General features: G+C 48.8%; 9 tRNA genes and 3 rRNA genes. All 12 read right to left on the reverse strand.

Going from position 1 to position 2,200, the window contains the following annotated elements:
• Positions 1-110: ribosomal RNA gene (locus tag PY093_RS21145) — 16S ribosomal RNA — on the reverse strand; the annotation flags it as partial.
• Positions 111-241: 131 nt separating this feature from the next.
• A tRNA-Ala gene (locus tag PY093_RS21150) sits at positions 242-317 on the reverse strand.
• 18 nt (positions 318-335) lie between these two features.
• Positions 336-412 (reverse strand) — tRNA-Pro (locus PY093_RS21155).
• 8 nt (positions 413-420) lie between these two features.
• Positions 421-497: transfer RNA gene (locus tag PY093_RS21160), tRNA-Arg, on the reverse strand.
• Between the two features lie 8 nt (positions 498-505).
• Positions 506-594: transfer RNA gene (locus PY093_RS21165), tRNA-Leu, on the reverse strand.
• Positions 595-616: 22 nt separating this feature from the next.
• Positions 617-691 (reverse strand) — tRNA-Gly (locus PY093_RS21170).
• A gap of 3 nt (positions 692-694) precedes the next feature.
• Positions 695-778, reverse strand: a tRNA-Leu gene (locus tag PY093_RS21175).
• A gap of 18 nt (positions 779-796) precedes the next feature.
• Positions 797-872: transfer RNA gene (locus PY093_RS21180), tRNA-Lys, on the reverse strand.
• A 172-nt stretch (positions 873-1,044) separates the two neighbouring features.
• A tRNA-Thr gene (locus tag PY093_RS21185) sits at positions 1,045-1,120 on the reverse strand.
• 158 nt (positions 1,121-1,278) lie between these two features.
• A tRNA-Val gene (locus PY093_RS21190) sits at positions 1,279-1,354 on the reverse strand.
• A 55-nt stretch (positions 1,355-1,409) separates the two neighbouring features.
• A 5S ribosomal RNA gene (rrf, locus tag PY093_RS21195) occupies positions 1,410-1,525 on the reverse strand.
• A gap of 225 nt (positions 1,526-1,750) precedes the next feature.
• Positions 1,751-2,200 (reverse strand): 23S ribosomal RNA (locus PY093_RS21200); the annotation flags it as partial.

Here is a 2,200-nt window from a genome sequence, read left to right on the forward strand (position 1 = left end):
ACCCGTCCGCCGCTGTTCTTAGGAAGCAAGCTTCCTAAGAACCGCTCGACTTGCATGTATTAGGCACGCCGCCAGCGTTCGTCCTGAGCCAGGATCAAACTCTCCAATAGAGTTGAACTAGCACATAGAAGTGCTGACATCGATGTTGTCACAGGACGTGACGTTCTTAATCGATGTTCACTACTTCATTTTTTTAAAACAAACATTGACGCTTGTGTTGTGTTCAGTTTTCAAAGAACTTTGGTGGAGCCTAGCGGGATCGAACCGCTGACCTCCTGCGTGCAAGGCAGGCGCTCTCCCAGCTGAGCTAAGGCCCCAAACTTATATATACTAAATGGTCGGGAAGACAGGATTCGAACCTGCGACCCCTTGGTCCCAAACCAAGTGCTCTACCAAGCTGAGCTACTCCCCGTATATATATGGCGCGCCCGAAAGGAGTCGAACCCATAACCTTCTGATCCGTAGTCAGACGCTCTATCCAATTGAGCTACGGGCGCATATAAAATGGTGCCGAGGACCGGAATCGAACCGGTACGGTAGTCACCTACCGCAGGATTTTAAGTCCTGTGCGTCTGCCAGTTCCGCCACCCCGGCATTAGTTGGTTGCAGACATTTTTGGAGCGGAAGACGAGGCTCGAACTCGCGACCCCCACCTTGGCAAGGTGGTGTTCTACCACTGAACTACTTCCGCATATGGTGCGGGTGAAGGGACTTGAACCCCCACGTCATAAGACACTAGATCCTAAGTCTAGCGCGTCTGCCATTCCGCCACACCCGCATATATTAATTTACAAACTGGTGAGCCATGAAGGACTCGAACCTTCGACCCTCTGATTAAAAGTCAGATGCTCTACCAACTGAGCTAATGGCTCGTGCTAAAATTCATTATATCGAATCATAACTTAAGATTCGTCTATGTGTTCATCTACGACGTCCCAATCTCAGAAGGGTTAATCATGAAGCAGTTCAATTGTTACGCTGGAAGTTTATTCAAGAGGCGTATCATCGTGCTCTACAAACTGAGCTAATGGCTCGTACAAAAAATGGTGCCGGCGAAAGGAGTCGAACCCTCGACCTACTGATTACAAGTCAGTTGCTCTACCAACTGAGCTACACCGGCAGTTTAAGAAAAAATATATATTTATTACTATTCATTGGTACTTGTCGTCCTAATCTCAGAAGGACTTTTCAAGCAGCAGCTCGATTAGTACGCTGACGATTATTCAAGACGCTTTTTCGGTCGTGCTCTACCAACTGAGCTACACCGGCATATTAAAATGGTGGAGGATGACGGGATCGAACCGCCGACCCCCTGCTTGTAAGGCAGGTGCTCTCCCAGCTGAGCTAATCCTCCGTATAATAGATAACTAGTCTTGAATCAACCTTTCGGTTTTTCATGATCTAATTAAGCCTGGCGACGTCCTACTCTCGCAGGGGGAAACCCCCAACTACCATCGGCGCAAAAGAGCTTAACTTCCGTGTTCGGCATGGGAACGGGTGTGACCTCTTCGCCAAAATCACCAGACTTTTTAACAACATTACCTATTATATTTATTTGAAAGAGAAATCTCAAGTGGAAATTTATTCCTTCAAAACTAGATAACGTGCAGACATTCAACGAAGATAGTGTTCAGCTACAGCTCCTAACCTCTCGATCACTTCACCTCCTCCTTCAGAAGCAAAGATCTCGCTTCTTCGTCGGAGCCTTCAATGCATGTCGAGGCTGTACAGTCGCTTTCGCATTTCATGTTTGGTTAAGTCCTCGAACGATTAGTATCAGTCAGCTCCACACGTCACCGCGCTTCCACCTCTGACCTATCAACCTGATCATCTTTCAGGGTTCTTACTAGCTTGAGCTATGGGAAATCTCATCTTGAGGGGGGCTTCATGCTTAGATGCTTTCAGCACTTATCCCTTCCACACATAGCTACCCAGCGATGCCCTTGGCAGAACAACTGGTACACCAGCGGTGTGTCCATCCCGGTCCTCTCGTACTAAGGACAGCTCCTCTCAAATTTCCTACGCCCACGACGGATAGGGACCGAACTGTCTCACGACGTTCTGAACCCAGCTCGCGTACCGCTTTAATGGGCGAACAGCCCAACCCTTGGGACCGACTACAGCCCCAGGATGCGATGAGCCGACATCGAGGTGCCAAACCTCCCCGTCGATGTGGACTCTTGGGGGAGATAAGCCTGTT

This window comes from Cytobacillus sp. S13-E01 (genome assembly GCF_029193815.1).
Classification (GTDB): domain Bacteria; phylum Bacillota; class Bacilli; order Bacillales; family Bacillaceae_L; genus Bacillus_BV.